Below are 23343 nucleotides of genomic sequence, written 5' to 3'. Positions count from 1 at the left end.
AGAAGCCGCCGATCATCCGCGTCGGGTCGGACCGCATAGCGCGGCACCACCGGGACTCCGGCAAGGCGGCCTTCCAGGCCGAGGTCGAAGCTGCGGGGCTGAACTGGCGCCAGGAGATGCTCGAGCTCGCCGACGTTCCGGCGCCCGCGTGGGTGGCCGAGTGGTTCGGTATCGAGGCCGGCGCCTTGGTGTTCGTCCGGCGTCGCCGCACCTGGATCGAGAACTACCCGACCCAGCTCGCGGACAGCTACTTCCAGCTCGACACCGTCGAGGGCACCCTCATCCGTGAGGAGAACACGGGCCCCGGCGGCAGCTACAAGCGGCTGGAGGAGAAGGGCCACCGGCTAACCAAGTTCCGGGAGGAGATAGAGGCCCGGATGCCGACGCCCGAGGAGAGCAAGGCCCTGCGCCTTGTCCCGGGTACGCCCGTCGCCGAACTCCACCGGATCGCGTTCGCCGGAGACCAGCCCGTTGAGGTCTTCCGCTCGGTGATGGCCGCCGACCGCCATGTCTTCGCCTACGAGTTCCCCGCCCCCGAGTAGGAGCACCGTGCACATCAGCTACACCTGCCAGCCCAGCCCGGACGCGGCGGTCAACGAGGACTTCATCGTTGCGGGGGAGCGGTTCGTCATCGTCTTGGACGGTGCCACCGCCAGCGGGCTGCCGTGGGGGTGCGAGCACGATGTCCGGTGGCTGGCGACCCGGCTCGGTGGGCAGTTGGCGGGCGTGTTGATCGAGGAGCCGGGGCTCTCGTTGGTGGAGGTGTTGCGGGAGGGCATCGTCCGGACTCGGAACCTTCACCCGCAGTGCGACCTGACCAACCCGAACAGTCCGTCCAGCACGGTGGCCATCGTCCGGGAGCACGAGGGGCGGTTGGACTGCATCACGCTGTGCGACACCCCGGTAATCGTGAAGACGGTGGACGGCGTGGTGACCGCTCTGGTGGACGACCGTACCGCGCACCTTCCGGCGTACGACCGGGACTCGCTGAGCCGTCTGCGGAACTCGGACGAGGGCTTCTGGGTGGCCAGCACCAAGCCGGAGGCCGCAGACCGGGCTGTCACGGGGAGCTTCGCCACGAGCGAGGTGCAGAGCTTCGCCTTGGTCACGGACGGCATCTCGCGGCTGGTCGACCGGTACGGCTGGTCCTGGGAGCAGCTCCTCGGCACGTTGGAGAAGCAGGGCCCCGAGCAGGCCGTTGCCGCGATCCGCGAAGCGGAGCTTGCGACCGAACCCGGCACCTTCCGGGGCAAGCGCCAAGACCGGGGGGCCACTCGGCCAAATTGCGGTCAGGCCCATAAAGCCCTGACCGAGTCGCAGCAGCTTACGGCCCCCCGATCATGCTCGGCCCCAGACCAGGCAGGACACCGGCCAAAACCGCTCCGCCACCCGCGCGGTAACGTGCATGCAGCGACAAAATGGCTCACCAGGTGGGGGGATTCATGAGTGCGAGTGGCGGAGCCGCTGGACCGGTCCGGGGCCTGCGGCCCCTGCATGTCGCGGGGATCGGCCTGCTGCTAGGTCTCGCAGCGTTCGGAGAGCGACTTTCGGCATGGCGTGATGGCCGCTCCTACGTCTTCTGCCACGCTTCGTCCTCAGTCGACCGCATCACTTACGTGGCCCTGCTGCTCGTGCTGATGGCCTGTATATCTGCGGTGGTGGGCGGCCTCGCACTTGTATGGTTCGAGCCGAGAACAGCCGTCCCAGCCGTTGCCTGTCTTGTCGCTGTCGTGATGCTTCTGGTGGCTGCGGATGGCGTCGACGCCCATGGCGAACGCCAGGCTCAGAAGGTAGCGGCCCAAGGGCGAGCGGAGAGCACGTGTGACTACGCGCTGCCTATTTACACGGTGACGCCGGGATGGTTCTGGTGGTGATCGCCGACAGTCGGAGGTCGGCGGAGTATGTGCCTGCCCAATCCGGCGGAGCTGAATAACGTGCTCATGGGGACTGATCCGGGCCCGCCGAGTGGTGGGATCCCGGGCCGTCTCTGGGCCGTGCGAGGTCGGCCAGCGATGACAGGTGACGGCCGAGGCCGAGTGCTCCGCCCCAAGTGGGGCACGGGCCAGTTCTCCAGATCTGCGACACTGGAACAACCATGCCTAAGCCCGGAGAACTCACCTTTGTCGCGCCGCGCGGCGCCAAGCCCCCGCGACACCTCGCCGACCTGAGCCCCGCCGAGCGCAAGGAGGCCGTCGCCGAGCTGGGCGAGCAGCCGTTCCGCGCCAAGCAGCTGTCGAACCACTACTTCGGCCGGATGTCCGACGACCCGGCGAGCTGGACGGACATCCCCGCCGCCAGCCGGGAGAAGCTGACCGAGGCGTTGCTGCCCTCGCTGATGTCGGTGGTGCGGCACGTCTCCTGCGACGACGACACCACCCGCAAGACGCTCTGGAAGCTCTTCGACGGCACCCTGGTCGAGTCCGTGCTGATGCGCTACCCCGACCGGGTGACCATGTGCATCAGCTCGCAGGCCGGCTGCGGCATGAACTGCCCGTTCTGCGCCACCGGCCAGGCGGGCCTGACCCGCAACCTGTCGACGGCCGAGATCGTCGAGCAGATCGGTGCCGGTATGCGGGCCCTCAAGGCGGGCGAGATCCCCGGCGGTGAGGCCCGCCTGTCCAACGTGGTCTTCATGGGCATGGGCGAGCCGCTGGCCAACTACAACCGGGTGCTGGCCGCGATCCGCCGCCTGACCGACCCGGCGCCGGACGGCTTCGGGATGTCCCAGCGCGGCATCACCGTCTCGACGGTGGGCCTCGTCCCGGCGATGCACCGTCTCGCGGACGAGGAGATGAGCGTGCGCCTCGCGCTCTCGCTGCACGCCCCCGACGACGAGCTGCGCGACGAGCTGGTGCCCGTCAACACCCGGTGGAAGGTCGCCGAGGTGCTGGAGGCCGCCTGGTACTACGCGGAGAAGTCCAACCGGCGGATCTCGATCGAGTACGCGCTGATCAAGGACATCAACGACCAGGCCTGGCGCGCCGACCTGCTCGGGCGGCTGCTGAAGAACCACCGCGCCCACGTCAACCTGATCCCGCTGAACCCGACCCCGGGCTCCAAGTGGACGGCCTCCCGCCCGGAGGACGAGCGCGAGTTCGTCCGGCGCCTGCAGGCGCACGGCGTGCCGACCACCGTCCGCGACACCCGCGGCCAGGAGATCGACGGCGCCTGCGGCCAGCTCGCCGCCGCAGGCTGACAGTGACACGGAAGGGGCGTGCGGCATGAGCCGCACGCCCCTTCGGCGTTCCTAGTTCAGCGCGCCCGCTGCCAGTGCGGCGGTCAGGCCGCCGGTGAGCAGCAGGACCGTGCCCGCGGTGGCGGTCCGCAGCAGGGCCGCGCCGAGGAGCAGCCGGGGTGCGGCGCCGAGCTGGGTGAGGGCGGCGGTCACCGGGCGGCGGGAGCTGCGGATCTCGGCGGCCCGGACGAGTACGGCGCCGACCACGCAGCAGAGCACCAGCAGGCCCTCGACGGCGGGCAGTGGCGCCGCCGTGCCGGGCTTGTCGAACCAGTAGCGGAAGGTGGTCAGCAGCAGCGCCAGCGCCAGGGCGAGCACGGCCAGCGGGGTGCCGAGGCGGCGGGCCTCGGCGGTGAGGCCGCGGCCGGCCAGCAGCCGGACCGGGGCCGGCCGCCCGAGCGAGAGCAGCCGCCCGGCCCAGGCGAGCGCGGGGGCGGTGATCAGGAAGAGCCCGGCGGCGGCCAGCGCCCAGCCGAAGAGGGCGGCGTGGCTGGTGGTGCCGAGCCCGGCCGGCAGGTGGACGGGGCGGCCGTCCTCGGCGGCGCCGGGGCGCAGCCCGTACAGCTCCAGGGCGAAGCCGGTGAGCAGCAGGCCGAGCGGGACGGCCAGGCGGAGCGGGCCGAAGGCGGGCACGGCGGGCTGGGCGGCGCGGCCCGGCAGGGCCTCCCGGGCCGGGACGGCCAGCGCGGCCGAGACACCGGCCACCAGCGGCACCAGGGCGAGCAGGGTGACGGGTGCGGCGGGCGGCATCGGCACGCCCATGCCGAGCTCGGGGGCGAGCGAGGGCCCGGCGACGTCGTTGCGCAGCACCAGGAAGAGCAGCAGGGTCAGGGCGCTGCCGAAGGCGCAGGCGAGTGCCGTCTCCCCGGCGATCAGGGTGCGGATCCGCCCGGCACCGGCCCCGGCGGCGGTGAGGCCGGTGATCCGGTCCGGCCGGCCGGCGGGCACGGCCCGGGCGGCGACGGCGGCGAACCAGGCGACGGCCGTCAGCGGCGGCAGGCACCACAGCAGCCGCACCAGGGCCCCGGCCGCCGGGTCGGTGAGCGCCCGGCCGAGCGCCCGCAGCAGCAGGGCGGCGACGAGTGCGGCGGCCGTCGCGGTGAGCAGCCACCGCCCGAGGTCGGCGAAGCGGTAGCCCCGGGCCAGACGGAGGTAGAGCATGCGGACCCCCTTTCAGCGCGCTGCGGAGACGGCGGTGGCAGAGCGCAGGACCGGGGCGGCGGGGCCGGTGAGGCGGCCGTCGACCAGGGCCACGGTGCGGTCGGCGTAGCGGGCCAGCTCGGCGTTGTGGGTGGCGAGCACCAGGGTGAGCTGGTGGGAGCGGGCGGCGCTGGCGAGTATCCGCAGGACCTGGTCCTGCGCCTCCCGGTGCAGGGGCGCGGTCGGGTCGTCGGCGAAGACGACCGGGGGCAGCGGGGCCAGCGCGCGGGCCACCGCGATCCGCTGGCACTGACTGCGGATCAGCTCGGCGGGGCGCTTGCCGGCGCAGTCGGCGACGTCGAGGCGCTCCAGCCACTCCGAGGCGGCGGCGTAGGCGGCCTTGTGGCCGGCCCCGGCGAGCAACAGCGGCAGGGCGACGTTCTCCCGGGCCGTCAGCTCCGGCACCAGGTGCGGCTCGGAGCCGACGAAGCCGAAGCGGTCGCGGCGCAGCCGCTCACGCCCGGCCCGGCCGAGGGTGTGCACGGGGGAGCTGTTGAACCAGACCTCGCCCTCGTCCACCGGCAGCAGGGCGGAGAGACAGCCGAGCAGAGTGCTCTTCCCGGAGCCGCGCGGGCCGGTGATGGCGAGCACCTCGCCGTCCCGGACACCGATCGAGACGCCACGCAGGGCCGGGGTGCCGTCGTGTGACTTGACGATCCCCCGTGCCCACAGCACGTCGTTGTCAGGCGGGGCCGCGGACATGAAGATCCATCCTGGGTGCTGCGCAGGGATATGACAGTCGTCAGATTAGAACGACAGAGTCACGCCGCGGTTGCGGCACACTGACCCATCCGGGGGCAATTCCCCCCTAATCCGGCGTGTTTGCCCGGAAATAGCTGCACCGAAGGGCGGCCCCGGGGGAGTGGGGCCGCCCTTCGGCGGAGGGTGGGACGGAAAGATCAGGTGATCAGATCTTGGCCCAGGCGTCGGTCAGCGTGACCCGCAGGATCTGCTCGATCTCGTCGAAGGTCGACTGGTCGGAGATCAGCGGCGGGGCCAGCTGGATGACCGGGTCGCCACGGTCGTCGGCGCGGCAGTACAGGCCGTTGTTGTACAGCTCCTTCGAGAGGAAGCCGTAGAGCACGCGCTCGATCTCGTCGTCGTTGAAGGACTCCTTGGTGACCTTGTCCTTGACGAGCTCGATGCCGTAGAAGTACCCGTTGCCGCGGACGTCGCCGACGATCGGCAGGTCACGCAGCTTGTTCAGCGTGCCGAGGAACTTCGACTCGTTGTCGAGCACGTGCTGGTTGAGGCCCTCGCGCTCGAAGATGTCGAGGTTGGCCAGCGCCACCGCCGAGGAGACCGGGTGGCCACCGAAGGTGTAGCCGTGCAGGAAGGTGTTGTCACCCTTGTAGAACGGCTCGGCGATGCGGTCCGAGATGATCGTGGCGCCGATCGGGGAGTAGCCCGAGGTCATGCCCTTGGCGCAGGTGATCATGTCCGGCACGTAGCCGAACTTGTCGGCGCCGAACATGGTGCCCAGACGGCCGAAGGCGCAGATGACCTCGTCCGAGACCAGCAGCACGTCGTGGCGGTCGCAGATCTCGCGCAGGCGCTGGAAGTACCCGGGCGGCGGCGGGAAGCAGCCACCGGCGTTCTGCACCGGCTCGACGAAGACGGCGGCGACGGTGTCGGCGCCCTCGAACAGGATCGCCTGCTCGATCTCGTCGGCGCACCAGCGGCCGTAGGCCTCGGGGTCGACGGTGCCGTCGGGGCCCGCGAGGTACGCCGGGGCGCGGTAGATGTTGGTGTTCGGCGCCTTGTGGGTGCCCGGCACCAGCGGCTCGAACGGGGCCTTCAGGCCCGGCAGGCCGGTGATGGACAGGGCGCCCTGAGGGGTGCCGTGGTAGGCGACGGCGCGCGAGATGACCTTGTACTTGGTCGGCTTGCCGGTCAGCTTGAAGTACTGCTTGGCAAGCTTCCAGGCGGTCTCGACAGCCTCGCCGCCACCGGTGGAGAAGAAGACCTTGTTGAGGTCGCCCGGGGCGTAGTTCGCCAGGCGCTCGGCCAGCTCGACGGCCTTCGGGTGGGCGTAGCTCCACACCGGGAAGAAGGCGAGCTCCTTGGCCTGCTTGGCGGCGGCCTCGGCCAGCTCCTCGCGGCCGTGCCCGGCCTGGACGACGAACAGGCCCGCGAGCCCGTCCAGGTACTTCTTGCCCTTGTCGTCCCAGACGTAGGTGCCCTCGCCGCGCACGATGGTCGGCACGGGGGAGTTCTCGTACGACGACATGCGGGTGAAGTGCATCCACAGGTGGTCGTAGGCGGTCTTGGAAAGGTCCTTCTGCGCCGGGTCGGCTGTCATCGGGTGCCCCAGGTGTAGGTCTGTTTCCGGAGCTTCAGGTAAACGAAGCTCTCGGTGCTCCGCACGCCGGGAAGGGCGCGGATGCGCTTGTTGATCATTTCGAGCAGGTGCTCGTCGTCCTCGCAGACGAGTTCGGCCAGCAGGTCGAACGAGCCGGCGGTGCAGACCACGTAGTCGACCTCGTCGAAGGCGGCCAGCGCGTCCGCGACGAGCTCGACGTCGCCCTCGACGCGGATCCCGACCATCGCCTGCCGGGTGAACCCGACGGTGAGGGGATCGGTGACCGCGACGATCTGCATCACGCCTTGGTCGAGCAGCTTCTGGACCCGCTGCCGCACGGCCGCCTCGGACAGGCCGACGGCCTTGCCGATCGCGGCGTACGGGCGACGCCCGTCCTCCTGGAGCTGCTCGATGATCGCCTTGGAGGCGGCATCAAGGGGAACGCTGGCGTTCCGGTCTCGGTTGGCCACGACGCCACTGTGCCTGATCGCCCGCGTCCGTGCAAGCCGCCCTGCTGCTGATTTCGTCGTTGATTCGAAAAATGCATGCGGATTGCGTTGTCTCCCGAGATGACCACTGCCGATACCAACAGCGGTAGAGGTACCCTTGCCGGGTGCGCGCGCTGACGTGCACAGACCCAGTGGACCGCGGCTTCGACAGCCCGGCCACTCGGCGCCCGGTACCCTGGCGCCGGTTCTGCAACGTGGCAGGCCCAGACCGAGGAGAGAGCCCGTGAGCGAGCTTCGTACGCTGCGCAACTACATCAACGGTGAGTTCGTCGACGCGGCCGACGGCCGCACCCTGGACATCGTCGACCCGACGACCGGCCAGGTGTACGCCACCTCGCCGCTGTCCGGCGCCGCGGACGTCGACGCCGCGATGGCCTCCGCCGCCGAGGCGTTCCCGGTCTGGCGCGACGCCACGCCGAGCACCCGGCAGAAGCTGCTGCTGAAGATCGCCGACGCGGTCGAGGCTCGGGCCGACGAGATCGTCGACGCCGAGTGCCGCAACACCGGCAAGCCGCGCGGGCTGACCCTCTCCGAGGAGATCGGTCCGATGGTGGACCAGATCCGCTTCTTCGCCGGTGCCGCCCGCCTGCTCGAGGGCAAGGCCGCCGGTGAGTACATGGACGGGATGACCTCGATCATCCGCCGTGAGCCGGTCGGTGTCTGCGCCCAGGTCGCGCCGTGGAACTACCCGATGATGATGGCCGTCTGGAAGTTCGCCCCGGCGATCGCCGCGGGCAACGCCGTCGTGCTCAAGCCCTCGGACACCACCCCGGCCTCCACCGTGCTGCTGGCCGAGATCATCGGCGGCATCCTCAAGGACATGGAGCTGCCGGCCGGCATCTTCAACGTCATCTGCGGTGACCGCGAGAGCGGCCGCCTGATGGTCGAGCACCCGACCCCGGCGATGGCCTCCATCACCGGCTCGGTCCGGGCCGGCATCCAGGTCGCCGAGTCGGCGTCCAAGGACGTCAAGCGCGTCCACCTGGAGCTGGGCGGCAAGGCCCCGGTCGTGGTCTTCGAGGACGCCGACATCGCCGAGGCCGTCGAGGGCATCTCGGTGGCCGGCTTCTTCAACGCCGGCCAGGACTGCACCGCCGCCACCCGCGTGCTGGTGCACGAGTCGATCCACGACGACTTCGTCACCGCGCTGGCCAAGGCCGCGGCCGACACCAAGACCGGTGGCATCGACGACGAGGACGTGCTCTACGGCCCGCTCAACAACGCCAACCAGCTGAAGCAGGTCTCCGGCTTCATCGAGCGCCTGCCCGCCCACGCCAAGGTCGAGGCCGGTGGCCACCGGGTCGGCGAGGTCGGCTACTTCTACGCCCCGACCGTCGTCTCGGGCCTGAAGCAGGATGACGAGATCATCCAGAACGAGGTCTTCGGCCCGGTCATCACCGTGCAGAAGTTCTCCGACGAGGACCAGGCCGTCTCCTACGCCAACGGCGTCGAGTTCGCCCTCGCCTCCTCGGTCTGGACCAAGGACCACGCCCGGGCCATGCGGATGTCCCGCCGCCTGGACTTCGGCTGCGTCTGGATCAACACCCACATCCCGCTGGTCGCCGAGATGCCGCACGGTGGCTTCAAGAAGTCCGGCTACGGCAAGGACCTCTCGGGCTACGGCTTCGAGGACTACACCCGCGTGAAGCACGTCATGACCGCGCTGTAAGGCCGGAGCAAAGGGGCGCACCGCTGAGCGGTGCGCCCCTTTTCATGGTGTCGGCCTCGGAGCAGTCCGCCTGACAGGATGCATCTGCACGTCGGGACGGGGCTTGCTTAGCCTTACAGGCATGAGCATCCCCACTGCTGACCCGGCTGCCGGACAGGCTGTCAAGGCCGCCGACCGCGCGCACGTCTTCCACTCGTGGTCCGCCCAGGCGCTGATCGACCCCATGCCGGTGGCCGGTGCCGAGGGCTCGTACTTCTGGGACTACGAGGGCAACCGCTACCTCGACTTCTCCTCGCAGCTGGTGAACACCAACATCGGGCACCAGCACCCGAAGGTGGTCGCGGCGATCCAGGAGCAGGCGGCGAAGCTCTGCACCATCGCCCCCGGCTTCGCCGTGGAGGCCCGCAGCGAGGCGGCCCGGCTGATCGCCGAGCGCACCCCGGGCGACCTGAACAAGATCTTCTTCACCAACGGCGGCGCCGAGGCGAACGAGAACGCCATCCGGATGGCCCGGCTGCACACCGGCCGCCAGAAGGTGATGTCCACCTACCGCTCGTACCACGGCGCCACCGCCAACGCGATCGCCCTCACCGGCGACCCGCGCCGCTGGGCCAACGAGACCGGCACCTCCGGCGTCGTGCACTTCTGGGGCCCGTACGCCTACCGCTCGAACTTCCACGCCGAGAACGAGGCGCAGGAGTGCGAGCGCGCGCTGGCGCACCTGGAGCAGGTGGTGGCCTTCGAGGGCCCCGGCACCATCGCGGCGATCATCCTGGAGACCGTGGTCGGCACCGCCGGCATTCTGATCCCGCCGGCGGGCTACCTCGCGGGAGTCCGGGAGATCTGCGACCGGTACGGCATCGTCTTCATCCTGGACGAGGTCATGGCCGGCTTCGGCCGCACCGGTGAGTGGTTCGCCGCCGACCACTGGGGTGTCACCCCGGACCTGCTGACCTTCGCCAAGGGCGTCAACTCCGGCTACGTGCCGCTGGGCGGCGTGGCGATCTCCGAGGCGATCGCGGCGACCTTCGCCGAGCGCCCCTTCCCCGGCGGGCTCACCTACTCGGGCCACCCGCTGGCCTGCGCCTCCGCCGTGGCGACGATCAACACGATGGCCGAGGAGGGCATCGTGGAGCACGCCAAGCACATCGGCGAGAACGTGCTCGGCCCGGCCCTGCGCGAGCTGGCCGAGCGCCACCCCTCGATCGGCGAGGTGCGCGGCCTGGGTGTCTTCTGGGCGCTCGACCTGGTCAAGAACCGCGAGACCCGCGAGCCGCTGGTGCCGTACAACGCGGCCGGTGCCGACAACGCGCCGATGGCCGAGCTCGCCGCCGCCTGCAAGAAGCGCGGTCTGTGGCCGTTCGTGAACATGAACCGGTTCCACGTCGTGCCGCCGTGCACCGTCACCGAGGAGGAGATCCGCGAGGGTCTGGCCGTCCTCGACGAGGTGCTCACCCTGACGGACGCGCACACCGTCTGACCTCAGGTCCAGCTCCCCAACGGCCCCGGGCAGCGCTCTGCCCGGGGCCGTCCCTTTGCCATGCCCAGCCTCGAGTCCATGCAGCTACGGAGACGATCCCCCCATGCGTCGTGCCACCCTGTCCCGCCGCGCCGCCCTCGGTGCCGCCGGTCTGCTCGGTCTGGGCAGCCTCTCTGCCTGCGGCATCCCCGCCGCGTACATCCCCGAGGAGCGGCGCGGCACGGCCGACCGTTCGGAGCGGGACAAGAAGCTGAACTTCTCCAACTGGACGCAGTACATCGACGTCGACAAGGCGGGGAAGCGGCCGACGCTGGAGGAGTTCCAGAAGCGCACCGGCATCGACGTCACCTACACCGAGGACATCAACGACAACGACGAGTTCTTCGGCAAGGTCAGCCCGGTGCTCGCCCAGGGCGGCGACCCGGGGCGCGACCTGATGGTGATCAGCGACTGGATGGCCGGCCGGTACGTGGCGCTCGGCTGGGTGCAGACGCTGGACAAGGCGAACCTGCCGAACGTCACCAAGTACCTCGACCCGCAGCTGAGCCACCCGGCCTTCGACCCGGACCGCTCGCACTCGGTGCCGTGGCAGTCGGGCCTGACCGGCATCGCCTACAACCGCAAGACGCTCGGCCGGGAGATCAGGAGGACCTCGGACCTGTGGGCACCCGACCTCAAGGGCCGGGTCACGCTGTTCGCCGGGATGGACGAGGCGCTCGGGCTGCTGATGCTGGCCCAGGGCACCGACATCGCCAGGTTCAGCGCGGACGACGCGCACAAGGTGATGAGCCAGGTGCAGAAGCTGGTGGACACCAAGCACATCCGCCGCTTCACCGGCAACGACTACACCAGCGACCTGGCCTCGGGCGCGGCGGTGGCCTGTCAGGCCTACTCGGGCGACGCGATCCAGCTCAAGGCGCAGAACCCGGACATCGAGTTCGTGGTGCCCGAGGAGGGCGCCGAGCTGTGGGCCGAGAGCCTGATGATCCCCAACCGCGCGGACCACAAGGCCAACGCCGAGAAGCTCATCGACTACTACTACGACCCGGAGGTCGCCGCCGAGCTGGCCGCCTTCGTGCAGTACATCTGCCCGGTGCCGGCCGCCCGCGAGGTGCTGGCCAAGAGCGACGACGCGGACACCGCGGCGATGGCCGACGAGCCCTTGATGTTCCCGACCGACGAGATGCGGGCCCGCCTGCACACCATGCGGGACGTCACGGCCGACGAGCGCCCGGGCCTGCACCAGATCTGGGGCCAGGTGGCCGGGGTGTGAACCGGGGGGCGCTCCGCGCCCCTCGCCTCAGCGCCGCACGGCATCGAGTGCGAGCAGCGCCACGTGCAGGGACAGGCAGGACTCCACCTGGTCGAGGTCGACCGCGAGGATCCGCTCGACCTTGTGCAGGCGGTCGTAGAAGGACGGCCGGGACAGGTGCGCGGCGTCGGCCGCGGCGGACTTGTTCCGGCCCTGCTCCAGGTAGATCCGCAGCATCTGGACCAGCTGGCTGCCGTGCTCGGCGTCGTACGCGAGCAGCGGGCCCAGCTCGCGCTCGACGTAGGTCTGCAGCCGGGCGTCGTCCCGCAGTAGGTGCAGCAGACCGCGCAGGCGCACGTCCGGGAGGCGGTAGTACGCGGCGGGGCGCCCGCCGGGGGCCTCGTGCAGCGCGGCGTCGGCGACCTGGGTGGCCTCGAGCAGGGTGCGGCGGGCGTCGCGGACGGAGCCGACCGAGGAGCCGACCGCTATCACCGGCTCGGGGGCCGTCTCGCCGCGCGCGGCCTCGGCGGCGAGCTTGCGCAGGGCGGCCGCGAAGGCCTCCAGCGCGGTGTGCTCGTCCTGCTGCGAGCCGAGCGCGATCAGCAGGCCGACCCCTTCGTCGTCCAGCGCGCCGACCAGTGCCGCCAGCCGGCAGCCGCGGACGGCGGTGGCGGCCAGCTCGGTGAAGTCCCGCAGCCGGGCCTGCGCCTCCAGCGCGGCCGGGATCGGCCCGCGCCGCTCCCGCAGCACCACGCCGACCAGCCGGCGGCCCTCCAGCGGCACGCCGAGCGCCTGCGCGCGCAGCGCGACTTCGGAGACGGTCAGCGCGTGGGTCAGGATGCCCGAGAGCAGGGTGCGGTGGGTCTGGCGCTCCAGGCTCTCCCGGTCGCGGACCACCAGCCGGTTGAGGGCGAGGGTGGCCGCGCCGCGCTCGAGCAGCATCGCGTGCGGGTGCGGGGTGTCGGTGGGCAGTGGTCCGGGCTCGCCCACGAGCACCAGGCGCCCCCAGTCCTGCCCGCGCGCGCCGACGGTGGTGACCAGCCAGCCGCTGCGCGGGTCGTGCCCGGTGCGCCCCGGCGGGCGGACCCCGCGCGAGCGGCGCTCCCAGCTCTCCAGGAGCTCCACCTCGGAGCGCCCGGCCGGGTCGTGGGCCAGCACCTGGTGGGCCAGGTTCTCCAGCACCACCGGCGCCCCGGCCATCTGGGCGACCTGCCGGACCACCTCGGCCGGCTCGGCGCCCTCGACGGCCAGCTCGTTGAAGACCTGGTGCACGGCCTCGGAGGTGCGCAGCTGCTCCAGCTGGGCGTTGACCACCAGCGCGTGGACGGCCTCGGTGACGGCCACGAAGCGCAGCTCCCGGCGGAGCACGATCAGCGGCAGTCCGCGCTGCTCGGCGGCGTGCACCAGGGCCCGGGGCAGGCTGTCGAAGTACCGCCGGCCGAACTCGATCACCAGCCCGGCCACCCCGACCTCGTCCAGCTCCCGGACGTACCGGGCCAGCCCGTCCCGGTCCTCGGGCAGCGCGATGCCGGTGGTCAGCACCAGCTCGCCGCCCTGCAGCACACCGGCGACGTCGGGCAGCTCGCTGACGTGCACCCAGCGCACCGGGCGCTCCAGGTGCGCGGCGCCCGCGACCACCTGGGGCAGTCCGCGCCGCATCGCGTCCAGATCGAGCACACGGGCGACGGTGGGGAGCACGGGGGACCTCCGAGCCGAGCAGTGGGGGTTCAGGTTGTCAGGTGAATCATCGCTGGTGGCGACGGTCTGTTGCCCACTCGGGAGCCTTGCAGTGTGTAAGGCTCTTGCTCGGCGGCTTGCCGCAGTGACCCTTGTCACTCACGGCTGATCCGGGGCATCGTCAGCGGGTCGGCCGTGGCCGGGAACGGGCGTAACTGTCGGATTCCGTTGCGTAACAAGAACGCAACCGCGGAATCCCTTGTCGCAGCCAGGCTGAGCTGCCAGGATCGCGCAAACCCGGTGATCCGCTGAGTACGAACGAACGGAGAACCCATGGACCTGACCGACTTCAGTGCAGGCGCGCAGTACCTCGGCGGCAAGCTGACCGAAGGCACCGGCACCGAGCCTTTCCAGGTCGTCAACCCCGCCGACGGCAGCGTCGTCCGCCAGGTCACCCTCGCCTCCGAGGCCGATGTGGACGCGGCCGTGGCCGCCGCCAGGGCTGCCCTCCCCGAGTGGTCGGGTGCCACCCCCGGCGCCCGCTCCGAGGCGCTGAACCGGCTGGCCGGCATCCTGGCCGAGCACGCCGAGGACTTCGCCCGGGTCGAGACCGCGCAGACCGGCAAGCCGATCAAGCTCTCCACCGAGTTCGACGTGCCCGGCACGGTGGACAACACCGCCTTCTTCGCCGGCGCCGCCCGCAACCTGGAGGGCAAGGCCGCCGGGGAGTACTCCGGCGACCACACCTCCTACGTCCGCCGCGAGGCGATCGGCGTGGTCGGGTCCATCTCCCCCTGGAACTACCCGCTCCAGATGGCCGCCTGGAAGATCCTCCCGGCCATCGCGGCGGGCAACACCATCGTGCTCAAGCCGGCCGAGCTGACCCCGCTCACCTCGCTGATGTTCGCCCGGGCCTGCACCGAGGCCGGCATCCCCGACGGCGTGGTCAACATCGTCACCGGCGCCGGGCGCACCGCCGGCGAGCGCCTGGTCTCCCACCCCGACGTGGCGATGGTGTCCTTCACCGGCTCCACCCCGGTCGGCAAGCGCGTGGCCGAGCTGGCCACCGCCACCGTCAAGCGCACCCACCTGGAGCTCGGCGGCAAGGCCCCCTTCGTGGTCTTCGACGACGCGGACCTGGACGCCGCCGTGCACGGCGCGGTCGCCGCCTCGCTGATCAACAGCGGCCAGGACTGCACCGCCGCCACCCGCGCCTACGTGCAGCGCCCGCTGTACGAGGCCTTCGTCGCGGCCGTTGCCGAGCTGTTCGCCGCGATCCGCCTGGGCGACCCGCTGAACCCGCAGACCGACCTCGGCCCGCTGGTCTCCTACACCCACCGGGACCGGGTGGCCGGCTTCGTCGAGCGGGCCCGCGGCTACGGCGCCACCGTCGTGACGGGCGGTCAGGCCCCCACGCTCGGCCACGACGGCACCGACCTGAGCAAGGGCGCCTACTACCTGCCGACCCTGATCACCGGGGTCGACCAGACCAGCGAGGTCGTCCAGGGCGAGATCTTCGGCCCGGTGCTGGTCGCGCTGCCCTTCGACAGCGACGAGGAGGGGCTGCGCCTCGCCAACGACACCCCCTACGGCCTGGCCGCCTCGGCCTGGACCCGCGACGTCCACCGCTCGCTGCGCGCCACCCGGGAGATCCAGGCGGGCTGCGTCTGGGTCAACGACCACATCCCGATCATCAGCGAGATGCCCCACGGCGGCTACAAGTCCTCCGGCTACGGCAAGGACATGTCGCAGTATTCGCTCGACGAATACACGCAGGTCAAGCACGTCATGTATGACACTACGGCGGTCGCCCGCAAGGACTGGCACCGCACGATCTTCGGAGACAGATAACCCCCGTCGTCTCCTCTGCCTCTTCCCCCAGGAGGGTGTCCCCGCATGGAGCTCCACGAGATAACCGCCGGCCTGCCGGAGCCCGTTCGCAAGGCGTGGGAACGCAGCATGACCAACGGCAGGGCCGCCCTGACCAGGCGGACCCTGCTGCGCGCCACCGGACTTGCCGTCGGCGCGGGCTCGCTCGCCGCCTGCGGCATCCCGCCGGCCAAGAGCGTCGCCACCGGTGACTCCACCGCCAACCAGGCGAAGGACCTCTCCGACACCGAGAAGGTCGTCAACTTCTCCAACTGGCCGCTCTACATCGACGTGGACGACAAGGACAAGGAGAAGCACGCCTCCCTGGACCAGTTCACCGCCGCCACCGGCGTCAAGGTCCGCTACACCGAGGACGTCAACGACAACGTCGAGTTCTTCGGCAAGGTCAAGCCGCAGCTGGCGGCCGGTCAGGACACCGGCCGTGACCTGATGGTGCTGACCGACTGGATGGCGGGCAAGCTGATCCGGCTCGGCTGGGTGGAGAAGCTGGAGATGGCCAACGTCACCAACGCCATCACCAACCTCGAGGCCCGCTTCCGGGCCCCGGACTGGGACCCGGGCCGCCTCTACTCCTACCCCTGGGCCGGCATCCAGACCGTGGTCGCCTACAACAAGAAGGCCACCAAGGGGAAGGCCGTCACCAGCGTCGCCCAGCTGCTCGACGACCCGGAGCTGAAGGGCCGCGTCACCTTCCTCTCCGAGATGCGCGACACCGTCGGCATGGTGCTGCTCTCCCAGGGCAAGAGCCCGGAGAAGTTCACCGCCGACGACTACAACGGCGCCATCGCCCGGCTGCAGAAGGCCGTGGACAGCAAGCAGATCCGCAAGTTCACCGGCAACGACTACGGCCAGGAGCTCTCCTCCGGCGACATCGCGGCCTGCCTGGCCTGGGGCGGCGACCTGATCCAGCTGCGCGCCGACAACCCCGACATCGAGTACGTCATCCCGGAGGACGGCTACCTCGCCTCCACCGACAACATGCTCGTCCCGGCCAAGGCGCAGCACAAGAAGAACGCCGAGAAGCTGATCGACTTCTACTACCAGCCGAAGGTCGCGGCCGAGCTCACGGCCTCGATCGGCTACGTGTCCGGTGTCACCGGGATCAAGGACGAGCTGGCCAAGCTCGCCCCCGACATGGCGGAGAACCCGCTCGTGCTCCCCACCGCGGAGATGGCCGCCAAGGCGCACGTCTTCCGCAGCCTCACCGAGGCCGAGGAGAGCGAGTTCGAGGACAAGTTCTCCAAGCTCATCGGCGCCTGACCACCCCCCACACCCGGCCCGGCCCCCCGTACGGCCTCCTGACAGAGAGACACCATGACTGAGCAGCTGCGCGACGCGGCGACGGCAGGCGGAGACGTCCGCCTCACCGGCATCGGCAAGACCTACGGCGACTTCACCGCCGTGCACCCGCTGGACCTGACCGTGCCCCAGGGCTCCTTCTTCGCCCTGCTCGGCGCCTCCGGCTGCGGCAAGACCACCACCCTGCGGATGATCGCCGGCCTGGAGGAGCCCACCAGCGGCACCGTCCTGATCGGCGGTCAGGACGTCACCGACCTGCCCCCCTACAAGCGGCCGGTCAACACCGTCTTCCAGAGCTACGCGCTCTTCCCCCACCTCGACATCTTCGAGAACGTCGCCTTCGGCCTGCGCCGCCGCGGCAAGAAGGACGTCAAGGCGCAGGTCGAGTCCATGCTGGAGCTGGTCGAGCTCGGCCAGTACGCCCGTCGCAAGCCGCACCAGCTCTCCGGCGGCCAGCAGCAGCGCGTCGCCGTCGCCCGAGCCCTGATCAACCACCCGCAGGTGCTGCTCCTCGACGAGCCGCTCGGCGCCCTCGACCTCAAGCTGCGCCGCCAGATGCAGCTGGAGCTCAAGCGCATCCAGACCGAGGTCGGCATCACCTTCGTGCACGTCACCCACGACCAGGAGGAGGCCATGACCATGGCCGACACCATCGCGGTGATGAACGGCGGCCGGGTCGAGCAGCTCGGCGCCCCCGCCGACCTGTACGAGAACCCGGGCACCACCTTCGTGGCCAACTTCCTCGGCCAGTCCAACCTGATCCCCGCCGAGGTCACCGGCAGCAGCGACGGCGACCTGCTGCTCAGCGCCTCCGGCGTGCGCCTCGCGGTACCCAAGGCCCGCTGCGCCACGGACGCCAAGAAGGTCTACCTGGGCGTGCGCCCCGAGAAGCTCACCATCGACCACGCCTCCGAGCCGGTCGCCGAGGGCCGCAACAGGATCGCCGGCACCGTGGTCGACTCCAGCTTCATCGGTGTCTCCACCCAGTACGTGGTGCGCTCCGAGACCGGCCAGGAGATCGCCGTCTTCGAGCAGAACATGAACCGGGACACCCGGATAGCCGCCGGCTCCCCGGTCGTCCTGCACTGGAACCCGGCCCACTCCTTCGGCCTCGACGCCGCGCAGGCGATCGACGCCGGCACGGGGGAGGACGCCGCGTGACCACCACCACCGAGGCCGCACCGGCCCAGGTCGTACCGCTCGAACCACGGAAGACGCGCCGCAAGCTCACCGCCTACTGGCTGCTGCTGCCCGGCATCGCCTGGCTGGTCGTCTTCTTCGCGGTCCCGATGGTCTACCAGGGCTCCACCTCGCTGCAGACCGGTTCGCTGGAGCAGGGCTTCAAGCTGACCTGGCACTTCGGCACCTACTGGGACGCCCTGGTCGAGTACAAGTGGCACTTCGTCCGCTCGTTCACCTACGCGGCGATCGCCACCGTGCTCTGCCTGGCCATCGGCTACCCGCTGGCCTACACGATCGCCTTCAAGGCCAACAAGCGCTGGCGCAACGTCATCCTGATCCTGGTGATCGCGCCGTTCTTCACCAGCTTCCTGATCCGCACCCTGGCCTGGAAGACGATCCTCGCGGACGGCGGCCCGGTGGTCGGCCTGCTCAACCACCTGCACCTGCTCGCGGTCACCGACGCCGTCGGCCTGACCTCCGGGCACCGGGTGCTGGCCACCCCGCTCGCCGTGGTCTGCGGTCTGACCTACAACTTCCTGCCGTTCATGATCCTCCCGCTGTACACCTCGCTGGAGCGGATCGACCCGCGTCTGCACGAGGCCGCCGGCGACCTCTACGCCCGCCCGATCACGACCTTCCGCAAGGTCACCTTCCCGATCTCGCTCCCCGGCGTGGTCGCGGGCACGCTGCTGACCTTCATCCCCGCCTCGGGCGACTACATCAACGCCCAGCTGCTGGGCTCCCCGAGCGAGCAGATGGTCGGCAACGGCATCCAGAAGCAGTTCCTCAACGTGCTGGCCTACCCGACGGCCGCCGCGCTGAGCTTCATCCTGATGGCGCTCATCCTGGGCATGGTGACGGTCTACATGCGCAAGGCCGGGACGGAGGAGCTGGTCTGATGTCCCGCATCGTCAAGTGGGTGCGCAAGCACCTCGTCGTGCTGGCCGGCGTCGCCGCCCTGGCCTACCTGGTCGTCCCGAACCTCGTGGTCCTCGCCTTCTCGTTCAACAAGCCCGAGGGCAAGTTCAACTACGAGTGGAACCACTTCTCCACCGACGCCTGGACCAACCCCTGCGGCGTGGCCGACATGTGCGGCTCGCTCGGGCTCAGCCTGCAGATCGCGCTGCTCGCCACCCTGGGGGCCACGGTCCTCGGCACCATGGTCGCCTTCGCGCTGGCCCGCTACCGCTTCCGCGGCCGGGCCGCGACCACCGCGCTGATCTTCCTGCCGATGGCCATGCCCGAGGTGGTCATGGCCGCCTCGCTGGGCACGCTCTTCCTCAACATGCGGATCCAGTTCGGCTTCCTCACCATCCTGATCGCGCACATCATGTTCTGCCTCAGCTTCGTGGTGACAGCCGTCAAGGCCCGCGTGATGAGCATGGACCCGCGGCTCGAGCAGGCCGCCCAGGACCTCTACGCCACCCCCACGCAGACCTTCCTGCGGATCACCCTCCCGCTGGCCGCCCCCGGCATCGCCGCCGGAGCGCTGCTCAGCTTCGCCCTCTCCTTCGACGACTTCATCATCACCCAGTTCAACTCGGGACCGACCACGGTCACTTTCCCGATGTTCGTCTGGGGCGCCTCCCAGCGCGGCATCCCGGTGCAGGTCAATGTGATCGGTACCGCGATGTTCATCGCCGCGGTGGTGCTGACGGTCGCCGGTCAGTGGCTCGGCAACCGCCGCAAGGCACGCGCCTGACCACTCGTTCGTTCACCTCGTGACCCGTCCCCCCACCCTCCAACCCCCTCCAGGACCAGAAAGAAGCTGATACAGCATGGACTCTGCCCGTGCGCTCAGTGATGCCCGCCCCACCCCCTTCTGGCTGGAGGATCCGGGTCGGCCGGAGGCCCTGCCCGCTCTCGTCGGCGACACCAAGTGCGACCTGCTCGTCGTCGGCGGCGGCTACTCCGGGCTCTGGACGGCCCTGATCGCCAAGGAGCGCGACCCCTCGCTGGACGTCGTGCTGATCGAGGGCCACGAGGTGGGGTGGGCGGCCTCCGGGCGCAACGGCGGGTTCTGCGCGGCCAGCCTCACCCACGGCTTCGGCAACGGGCTCCAGCGCTGGCCGGGCGAGCTCGGCGAGCTGGAGCGCCAGGGCCTGGCCAACCTCCAGGCGATGGAGGACGCGATTCTGCGGTACGGCATCGACTGCGAGTGGGAGCGCACCGGCGAGATCGACGTCGCCACCCAGCCCCACCAGCTCGCCGAGCTGCACGAGGTCGCCGAGGCCGTCGCCGAGTACGGCCTCGACCTCACCGTCCTGGACGCCGACCAGCTGCGCGCCGAGGTCGACTCGCCGACCTTCCTCGGCGGCATCTGGGACAAGGAAGGGGTGGCCATGCTCCACCCCGCCAAGCTCGCCTGGGGCCTGAAGGCGGCCTGCGTCGCCCAGGGCGTCCGGGTCTTCGAGCGCACCCAGGCCACCGACCTCTCCGAGTACGGCAGCGGCATGGCCGTCCGCACCTCCTACGGCCGGGTGTACGCCCGCCGGGTGGCACTGGGCACCAACGTCTTCCCGTCCCTGGTCAAGCGGGTCCGCCCCTTCATCGCCCCGGTGTACGACTACGCGCTGATGACCGAGCCGCTGAACGAGGAGCAGATGGCGGCGATCGGCTGGAGCCGGCGCCAGGGCCTCGGCGACAGCGCCAACCAGTTCCACTACTTCCGGCTCTCCGCGGACAACCGGATCCTGTGGGGCGGCTACGACGCCATCTACAACTTCGGCGGCAAGGTGCGGGCCGAGTACGACCAGCGGCCGGAGACCTTCCAGACCCTGGCCCGGCACTTCTTCCAGACCTTCCCGCAGCTCGAGGGCGTGCGCTTCACCAACGCGTGGGGCGGTGCGATCGACACCTGCACCCGCTTCTCCGCCTTCTTCGACACCGCCTACCGGGGCCGGGTCGCGTACGCCGCCGGCTTCACCGGGCTCGGCGTCGGCGCCACCCGCTTCGGCGCCGAGGTCATGCTCGACCTGCTCTCGGGCGAGACCACCGAGCGCACCGCGCTGGAGATGGTCCGCAACAAGCCGCTGCCGTTCCCGCCCGAGCCCATCCGGTGGGCCGGGATCGAGATGACCAAGTGGTCCCTCGACCGCTCCGACCACAACGGCGGCCACCGCAACCTCTGGCTGCGGACGCTGGACAAGATGGGCCTCGGCTTCGACAGCTGAGGGCCCTGGGGCTCCCGAGGGGGCGTGTGGCTTTGGGCCACATGCCCCCTCGGTGTTTCCCGCCGACCGGTGTAAGACCCCGGCTCCTGCGCCCTCTCCTCCTTCGGGGGGCCGACGAGAGGACAGGTCATGGAGCTGCAGAACGCGATCGACTGGCTGGCGGCGGCCGCGCCGGACCCAGCGGCCTGCCGGCTGGAGTGGGCCACCGCCGGAGTGACACTCCTCCCCGCCGGACAGCGCTGGGACGTGCTGCTGGTGCCCCGGCTCCTGGGCGACCTCACCAGCCTCACCGGCGGCCCGGTCTTCCAGAGCGGCGACGAGCTCGGCTTCCTCGTCCCCGTCGGCACGGCGGCCCGATGGGTCGGCACCGGCATCCGCAGCGCCGGTCAAGGCACCTGGCTGGCCGTACCGCACCCCGGCAGCATGCTGCACTGGCGGGTGCCGCCGGACGGCTCGGGGCGGCTGGTCGACCCGCTGCTCCTGGAGCTCGCCCTGCACGAGGCCGCCGCCCGCCTGCACCTCCGCCGTCAAGCCGGGTCCACTCCGGACGACCTGTAAGGCTGAATCTCGAAAACCCGTCAGGCTGCTCGTTGAGCCGCCGCCGGTCGCGGTCGAGACTGGGAGGAGAGCGCGGTAGCCCGTGTTCCCGCCGTCGGGGCCGACACCTGGTGGCGCAGTAGGTAGGGACCGGCATGGACCGGCGGCCGGTGTGCCGTACCGGACTTCGGAGGCAGAAGACCTTGAGCAAGCCCATCGAGAACAAGCACACCATCCACTGGATCAACGGTGCCCTCGTCCCGACCGCGGGTGCCGCCCCGCGCCGTGGCGACATCTTCGACCCGGCCACCGGCCAGGTGACCGGTCAGGTGGACTTCGCCGAGATCGCCGAGGTCGACCAGGCCGTGTCCGCCGCCGCCTCGGCCTTCGCCGAGTGGCGCCACGCCTCGATCGCCAAGCGCACCCAGGTGCTCTTCGCCTTCCGCGAGCTCTTCAACGCCCGCAAGGACGAGCTGGCCTCGCTGATCGTCTCCGAGCACGGCAAGGTCCACTCGGACGCCCTTGGCGAGCTGGCCCGCGGCCAGGAGGTCATCGAGTACGCCTGCGGCATCCCGCAGCTGATCAAGGGTGGCTTCACCGAGCAGGCCTCCACCGGTATCGACGTCTACTCGATCCGCCAGCCGCTCGGCCCGGTCGCGATCATCTCGCCGTTCAACTTCCCGGCGATGGTGCCGCTCTGGTTCTTCCCGATCGCCATCGCGGCCGGCAACACCGTCGTGCTCAAGCCCTCCGAGAAGGACCCGTCGGCCGCCAACTTCATCGCGCAGCTGTGGAAGGAGGCCGGGCTGCCGGACGGCGTGTTCAACGTCGTGCACGGTGACAAGGCCGCCGTGGACCGCCTGCTCGAGCACCCCGACATCAAGTCGGTCAGCTTCGTCGGCTCCACCCCGATCGCCCGCTACGTGTACGAGACCGGCACCCGTTACGGCAAGCGCGTGCAGGCGCTCGGCGGTGCCAAGAACCACATGCTGGTCCTGCCCGACTCGGACCTCGACCTGGCCGCCGACGCCGCGATCAACGCCGGCTTCGGTGCGGCGGGCGAGCGCTGCATGGCCGTCTCCGTCCTGGTCGCCGTCGACCCGATCGGTGACGAGCTGGTCGACAAGATCAAGGAGCGGATGGCCACCCTCAAGGTCGGCCCCGGCTGCAACGGCGACTCGGAGATGGGCCCGCTGGTCACCGGCCAGCACCGCGACAAGGTCACCTCCTACGTGGAATCCGGCCTGGCCGACGGTGCGGAGCTGGCCGTGGACGGCCGAAAGCACCTGATCGCCGCCGAGGACGCCTCCGGCACTCCCACGGCTGACGGCTTCTGGCTCGGCCCGACGCTGTTCGACCACGTGAAGCCGGGCATGTCCGTCTACAACGACGAGATCTTCGGCCCGATCCTCTCGGTCGTCCGCGTCGCCTCCTACGAGGAGGGCCTGGCGCTCATCAACGCCAACCCCTACGGCAACGGCGTCGCGATCTTCACCAACGACGGTGGCGCCGCCCGCCGCTTCCAGCACGAGGTCGAGGTCGGCATGGTCGGCATCAACGTGCCGATCCCCGTCCCGGTCGCCTACTACTCCTTCGGCGGCTGGAAGGCCTCGCTCTTCGGCGACGCCCACGCCTACGGCGCCGACGGCGTCCAGTTCTTCACGCGAGGCAAGGCCGTCACCCAGCGCTGGCTCGACCCGTCGCACGGTGGCATCAACCTGGGCTTCCCCACGAACGCGTAGCGCCAAGGCGCCTCACCGCCCGGCGTTCGCGCCGACGTCCCCCATCCGCCAGCACCGGTTGGGGGACGTTTGCATGCGTCGCCGGATCGGCGTAGTGTTCCCTAGTCGCTCGGCAGGGAGCACCGGACACGCAGCAGCGCGGACGGTCCCGGGGCGGCCAATCCCTTGAACCACCACTTCGCTCGCGGCGGAGTCA

20 protein-coding genes are annotated in these 23343 nt (G+C 70.5%); 15 read left to right on the top strand and 5 right to left on the bottom strand.

Features of this window, described 5'->3' with window-relative positions; all coding sequences use genetic code 11:
* Positions 1-11 precede the first annotated feature (11 nt).
* From ABT095_RS32095 to rlmN, 4 genes are all read left to right on the top strand, one after another.
* Positions 12-542, top strand: coding sequence for a GntR family transcriptional regulator (locus ABT095_RS32095; protein WP_350533113.1), 531 nt, complete (start codon positions 12-14; stop codon positions 540-542).
* Positions 543-549: 7 nt separating this feature from the next.
* Positions 550-1446: a protein phosphatase 2C domain-containing protein gene (locus tag ABT095_RS32090; protein ID WP_350533083.1), complete on the top strand. Its 897-nt coding sequence runs from the start codon at positions 550-552 to the stop codon at positions 1444-1446.
* Between the two features lie 170 nt (positions 1447-1616).
* The gene (locus ABT095_RS32085; protein ID WP_350533082.1) at positions 1617-1874 is read left to right on the top strand and encodes a hypothetical protein; all 258 of its coding nucleotides are present in this window, start codon (positions 1617-1619) and stop codon (positions 1872-1874) included.
* Positions 1875-2095: 221 nt separating this feature from the next.
* Complete coding sequence (gene rlmN / locus ABT095_RS32080) at positions 2096-3196, top strand: dual-specificity RNA methyltransferase RlmN (RefSeq protein ID WP_350533081.1); 1101 nt, start codon at positions 2096-2098, stop codon at positions 3194-3196.
* Between the two features lie 51 nt (positions 3197-3247).
* On the opposite strand, the gene ABT095_RS32075 is transcribed toward rlmN, so the two are convergent.
* The 4 genes from ABT095_RS32075 to ABT095_RS32060 form a co-directional block, all read right to left on the bottom strand.
* Complete coding sequence (locus tag ABT095_RS32075) at positions 3248-4396, bottom strand: hypothetical protein (protein WP_350533080.1); 1149 nt, start codon at positions 4394-4396, stop codon at positions 3248-3250.
* Positions 4397-4408: 12 nt separating this feature from the next.
* Positions 4409-5137, bottom strand: a complete 729-nt coding sequence (locus ABT095_RS32070; protein WP_350533079.1) for an ABC transporter ATP-binding protein — start codon at positions 5135-5137, stop codon at positions 4409-4411.
* Positions 5138-5342: 205 nt separating this feature from the next.
* A complete protein-coding gene (locus tag ABT095_RS32065) occupies positions 5343-6737 on the bottom strand; it encodes an aspartate aminotransferase family protein (protein ID WP_350533078.1) in 1395 nt (464 codons plus the stop codon).
* The gene (locus tag ABT095_RS32060) at positions 6734-7207 is read right to left on the bottom strand and encodes an Lrp/AsnC family transcriptional regulator (RefSeq protein WP_104818485.1); all 474 of its coding nucleotides are present in this window, start codon (positions 7205-7207) and stop codon (positions 6734-6736) included. The genes ABT095_RS32065 and ABT095_RS32060 overlap by 4 nt, the downstream gene beginning before the upstream one ends.
* 262 nt (positions 7208-7469) lie before the next feature.
* Between ABT095_RS32060 and ABT095_RS32055 the strand changes: the two genes are divergently transcribed.
* From ABT095_RS32055 to ABT095_RS32045, 3 genes are all read left to right on the top strand, one after another.
* Complete coding sequence (locus ABT095_RS32055; protein ID WP_350533077.1) at positions 7470-8915, top strand: gamma-aminobutyraldehyde dehydrogenase; 1446 nt, start codon at positions 7470-7472, stop codon at positions 8913-8915.
* Positions 8916-9036: 121 nt separating this feature from the next.
* Positions 9037-10395 (top strand): aspartate aminotransferase family protein, encoded by a 1359-nt coding sequence (locus ABT095_RS32050; RefSeq protein WP_350533076.1) that lies wholly within the window; start codon positions 9037-9039, stop codon positions 10393-10395.
* Positions 10396-10498: 103 nt separating this feature from the next.
* On the top strand, positions 10499-11668 hold the full coding sequence (locus ABT095_RS32045; protein WP_350533075.1) for a polyamine ABC transporter substrate-binding protein: 1170 nt from the start codon (positions 10499-10501) through the stop codon (positions 11666-11668).
* Between the two features lie 27 nt (positions 11669-11695).
* Here ABT095_RS32045 and ABT095_RS32040 read toward each other — a convergent pair whose 3' ends face one another.
* Positions 11696-13345, bottom strand: coding sequence for a PucR family transcriptional regulator (locus ABT095_RS32040; RefSeq protein WP_350533074.1), 1650 nt, complete (start codon positions 13343-13345; stop codon positions 11696-11698).
* A gap of 312 nt (positions 13346-13657) precedes the next feature.
* Between ABT095_RS32040 and ABT095_RS32035 the strand changes: the two genes are divergently transcribed.
* From ABT095_RS32035 to ABT095_RS32000, 8 genes are all read left to right on the top strand, one after another.
* A complete protein-coding gene (locus ABT095_RS32035; protein WP_350533073.1) occupies positions 13658-15175 on the top strand; it encodes a gamma-aminobutyraldehyde dehydrogenase in 1518 nt (505 codons plus the stop codon).
* A gap of 45 nt (positions 15176-15220) precedes the next feature.
* Positions 15221-16474, top strand: a complete 1254-nt coding sequence (locus tag ABT095_RS32030; protein WP_350533072.1) for a polyamine ABC transporter substrate-binding protein — start codon at positions 15221-15223, stop codon at positions 16472-16474.
* Positions 16475-16528: 54 nt separating this feature from the next.
* Positions 16529-17674 carry an ABC transporter ATP-binding protein gene (locus ABT095_RS32025; protein WP_350533071.1) on the top strand — a complete coding sequence of 382 codons (1146 nt, stop codon included), beginning with the start codon at positions 16529-16531 and terminating at the stop codon, positions 17672-17674.
* Positions 17671-18594 carry an ABC transporter permease gene (locus tag ABT095_RS32020; protein ID WP_350533070.1) on the top strand — a complete coding sequence of 308 codons (924 nt, stop codon included), beginning with the start codon at positions 17671-17673 and terminating at the stop codon, positions 18592-18594. Before ABT095_RS32025 ends, ABT095_RS32020 begins: the two co-directional genes overlap by 4 nt.
* Complete coding sequence (locus ABT095_RS32015) at positions 18594-19397, top strand: ABC transporter permease (protein ID WP_350533069.1); 804 nt, start codon at positions 18594-18596, stop codon at positions 19395-19397. Before ABT095_RS32020 ends, ABT095_RS32015 begins: the two co-directional genes overlap by 1 nt.
* 76 nt (positions 19398-19473) lie before the next feature.
* Positions 19474-20868: an NAD(P)/FAD-dependent oxidoreductase gene (locus ABT095_RS32010; RefSeq protein ID WP_350533068.1), complete on the top strand. Its 1395-nt coding sequence runs from the start codon at positions 19474-19476 to the stop codon at positions 20866-20868.
* Between the two features lie 129 nt (positions 20869-20997).
* Positions 20998-21426, top strand: a complete 429-nt coding sequence (locus ABT095_RS32005; protein ID WP_350533067.1) for a hypothetical protein — start codon at positions 20998-21000, stop codon at positions 21424-21426.
* Between the two features lie 182 nt (positions 21427-21608).
* Complete coding sequence (locus ABT095_RS32000; RefSeq protein ID WP_502885076.1) at positions 21609-23147, top strand: CoA-acylating methylmalonate-semialdehyde dehydrogenase; 1539 nt, start codon at positions 21609-21611, stop codon at positions 23145-23147.
* Positions 23148-23343 lie beyond the last annotated feature (196 nt).

Source organism: Kitasatospora sp. NPDC002227 (assembly GCF_040296285.1).
Lineage (GTDB): Bacteria > Actinomycetota > Actinomycetes > Streptomycetales > Streptomycetaceae > Kitasatospora.
The sequence above is the reverse complement of the archived record's forward strand: the minus strand, read 5'-3'. Positions and strand labels throughout refer to the sequence as shown.

Excerpts from the sequence above, each read along its gene's own strand:
- rlmN (WP_350533081.1), top strand. The coding sequence starts at position 2,096 with ATGCCTAAGCCCGGAGAACTCACCTTTGTCGCGCCGCGCGGCGCCAAG.
- ABT095_RS32075 (WP_350533080.1), bottom strand. The coding sequence starts at position 4,396 with ATGCTCTACCTCCGTCTGGCCCGGGGCTACCGCTTCGCCGACCTCGGG.
- ABT095_RS32070 (WP_350533079.1), bottom strand. The coding sequence starts at position 5,137 with ATGTCCGCGGCCCCGCCTGACAACGACGTGCTGTGGGCACGGGGGATC.
- ABT095_RS32065 (WP_350533078.1), bottom strand. The coding sequence starts at position 6,737 with ATGACAGCCGACCCGGCGCAGAAGGACCTTTCCAAGACCGCCTACGAC.
- ABT095_RS32050 (WP_350533076.1), top strand. The coding sequence starts at position 9,037 with ATGAGCATCCCCACTGCTGACCCGGCTGCCGGACAGGCTGTCAAGGCC.
- ABT095_RS32045 (WP_350533075.1), top strand. The coding sequence starts at position 10,499 with ATGCGTCGTGCCACCCTGTCCCGCCGCGCCGCCCTCGGTGCCGCCGGT.
- ABT095_RS32035 (WP_350533073.1), top strand. The coding sequence starts at position 13,658 with ATGGACCTGACCGACTTCAGTGCAGGCGCGCAGTACCTCGGCGGCAAG.
- ABT095_RS32030 (WP_350533072.1), top strand. The coding sequence starts at position 15,221 with ATGGAGCTCCACGAGATAACCGCCGGCCTGCCGGAGCCCGTTCGCAAG.
- ABT095_RS32025 (WP_350533071.1), top strand. The coding sequence starts at position 16,529 with ATGACTGAGCAGCTGCGCGACGCGGCGACGGCAGGCGGAGACGTCCGC.
- ABT095_RS32015 (WP_350533069.1), top strand. The coding sequence starts at position 18,594 with ATGTCCCGCATCGTCAAGTGGGTGCGCAAGCACCTCGTCGTGCTGGCC.
- ABT095_RS32010 (WP_350533068.1), top strand. The coding sequence starts at position 19,474 with ATGGACTCTGCCCGTGCGCTCAGTGATGCCCGCCCCACCCCCTTCTGG.
- ABT095_RS32005 (WP_350533067.1), top strand. The coding sequence starts at position 20,998 with ATGGAGCTGCAGAACGCGATCGACTGGCTGGCGGCGGCCGCGCCGGAC.